The sequence below is a fragment of the Parafrankia sp. Ea1.12 genome, assembly GCF_900465275.1.
Taxonomy (GTDB): Bacteria; Actinomycetota; Actinomycetes; order Frankiales; family Frankiaceae; genus Parafrankia; species Parafrankia soli.
Map to the genome: position 1 here is coordinate 1 of NZ_UBIZ01000326.1, position 3,018 is coordinate 3,018.

A 3,018-nucleotide genomic window follows, 5' to 3' on the forward strand; every position below is an offset into this window, starting at 1 on the left:
CCACCACCCCACCCACCAGCAGCACCGGCACCGGCACCGGCAAAACCGTCTTCGTCTTCCCCGGCCAAGGCACCCAATGGCCCGCCATGGCCCGCGAACTCCTCACCACCAACCCCGTCTTCACCCACCACATCCACGCCTGCGCCGACGCCCTGCACCCCCACACCACCTGGAACCTCCTCGACGTCCTCCACCAAAACCCCAACGCCCCCACCCTCGACCGCGTCGACGTCGTCCAACCCACCCTCTTCGCCGTCATGACCAGCCTCGCCCGCCTCTGGCAACACCACGGCATCCACCCCCACGCCGTCATCGGCCACAGCCAGGGCGAAATCACCGCCGCCCACATCGCCGACGCCCTCACCCTCACCGACGCCGCCAAAATCGTCACCCTGCGCGCCCAAGCCCTACGCCACCTCGCCGGCACCGGCACCATGATCTCCATCCCCCTCCCCGCCCACCAGGTCAACACGGAATACCTCGCCGCGGGATCCGGTGAGATCACCATCGCCGCGCACAACGGCCCGCACACCGTCGTCTCCGGTGAAACCGGCGCGCTGGAGGATCTTCTGGACATCCTCGCCGCCCGCGGGGTCGACGCCCGGCGCATCCCCGTCGACTACGCCTCGCACTCCCCCCAGATCGAACGGATTCGCGACGAGGTGCTGGCGGCCGCGGCCGGGGTCGTCCCGCGGCCGAGCCCGGTCGCCTTCTACTCCACGCTGACCGGCGACCTGGTGGACACCTCCCGGCTCACCGCCGACTACTGGTACGACAACCTGCGCAACCCCGTGCTGCTCACCCAGGCGCTCCAGGCCGCCCACCGCGACGGCCACGACACCTACGTCGAAGCCAGTCCGCATCCCGTCCTCAGCCCCGCCGTCGACCAGACGCTCAACGAGACGGACGCCCCGCGGCCGGTCACCGTCGTCGGCTCGTTGCGGCGCGGCGAGGGGGGCCCGCGGCGGTTCCTGACGAACCTCGCCGTCCTGCACACCCGTGGTCACGACGTGCGGTGGGACGCGGCCCCGACCCGGACGGACGGACGGAGGATCGCGCTGCCGACCTATCCGTTCCAGCGACGCTCCTTCTGGCTGACGGCGGACGAGAGCCCGGCGCCGACACCGGCCGTGACCGGACCGGACGCCGGCGATTCCGGCTTCGACGGCTTCGACGGCGCCGGAAGTGCCAGCGGCAGCGGAGTCGGCACGCCCGGCACCCGTCTGGACGGGCTTTCGGCCACACAGCGCCGCGAGGGACTGCTCGAGACCGTGCGCGGCTGCGCGGCCGCCGTACTGGGACACCCGGGGACGGCCGCCGTCGATCCGGACCTCACCTTCAAGGACCTGGGCGTCGACTCCCTCGGGGCGGTCGAGTTCCGCGACCGGCTGGCGGCGGCGCTGGGACGGCGGCTCTCCCCGACGCTCACCTTCGACCATCCGACCCCGCGGCGGGTGGCGGAGCACGTCGACGCACTCGTCGCGCCGACGTCCGGCGGCCGCGCGGACGGCACCGACCGGTCGCCGCGACCGGCCGCGGACGAACCGATCGCGATCGTCGGCATCGCCGGGCGGTGGCCGGGCGGCGCGGACAGCCCGGAGAAACTGTGGGAGCTGGTCGTGGACGGCCGCGACGCCATCGGCCCCTTCCCGACGAACCGTGGTTGGGAGCGCGCCGACACCGACGCCTGCCACGTGCGCGCCGGTGGCTTCCTCTACGACGCCGACGAGTTCGATCCCGACTTCTTCGGCATCTCCCCCCGCGAGGCCGCGGCGATGGACCCGCAGCAACGCCTGCTGCTGGAGACCTCCTGGGAGGTCCTGGAGCGGGCGGGCATCGATCCGGCGACGCTGCGCGGCAGCCGCACCGGGGTGTTCGTCGGGACCATGCCGCAGGAGTACGGCCCCAGGCTGCACGAGGCCGCGGCCGGGCACGAGGGCTACCTCCTCACCGGCAACACCACGTCGGTCGCCTCCGGCCGGCTCGCCTACGTGCTCGGGTTGGAGGGGCCGGCGCTCACTGTGGACACCGCCTGCTCGTCGTCGCTGGTGGCGACCCATCTGGCCGTGCAGGCGCTGCGCGGCGGCGAGTGCGCGCTGGCGATCGCCGGCGGCGTCACCGTCATGGCGACCCCGGGGATCTTCGTGGAGTTCAGTCGGCAGCGCGGGCTGGCGCCGGACGGGCGCTGCAAGCCGTTCGCGGACGCCGCCGACGGCACCGCATGGGCCGAGGGAGTCGGCCTGCTCGCCCTGGAACGGCTGTCCGACGCGCGCCGCAACGGCCACCGGGTGCTGGCGCTGATCCGGGCATCGGCGGTCAACTCCGACGGCGCGTCCAACGGGCTCACCGCACCGAACGGACCGTCCCAGCAGCGGGTGATCCGTGCGGCGCTCGCGAGCGCCGGGCTCACCCCGGCCGACGTGGACGCCGTCGAGGCGCACGGGACGGGCACCACGCTCGGCGACCCGATCGAGGCCCAGGCGCTGCTCGCCGTCTACGGCCGGGACCGGCCCGCCGACCGGCCGCTGCGGCTGGGGTCGGTCAAGTCGAACATCGGCCACACCCAGGCCGCCGCCGGCGTCGCCGGCATCACCAAAATGGTGCACGCGCTGCGCCACGGTGTTCTGCCCGCGACCCTGCACGTCGACGCGCCGTCCCGGCACGTGGACTGGGAGTCCGGCGCGGTCACCCTGCTCACCCGCACCCAGCCCTGGCCGGAGGTGGGACGTCCGCGGCGGGCGGCCGTCTCCGCGTTCGGGATCAGCGGCACCAACGCCCACCTCGTTCTGGAGCAGGCCCCGGAGGACGTGCTCGCCGCCGGCTCCGCGGGAACGACCGACGAGGTCGACGGCGCGGTACCGTCCGCGCCGGGAGACCCGGGAGACCCGTTGGATCGGCCGTCGGTGCCGCGGCCGCGCGAGCCGCGGGAGGACGCCGCGCGGGGATCGGTGCTGGCCTGGGTGTTGTCCGCGCGCACCCCCCAGGCCCTACGCGACCAGGCCCACCAACTCACCACCC

The 3,018-nt window shown here is 73.9% G+C and carries 1 protein-coding gene; it reads left to right on the forward strand.

Annotated features, from left to right (window positions below; genetic code table 11):
• Positions 1-3,018 (forward strand): type I polyketide synthase (locus FMEAI12_RS17620; RefSeq protein ID WP_146776722.1); only part of this gene is annotated, 3,018 nt, incomplete at both ends.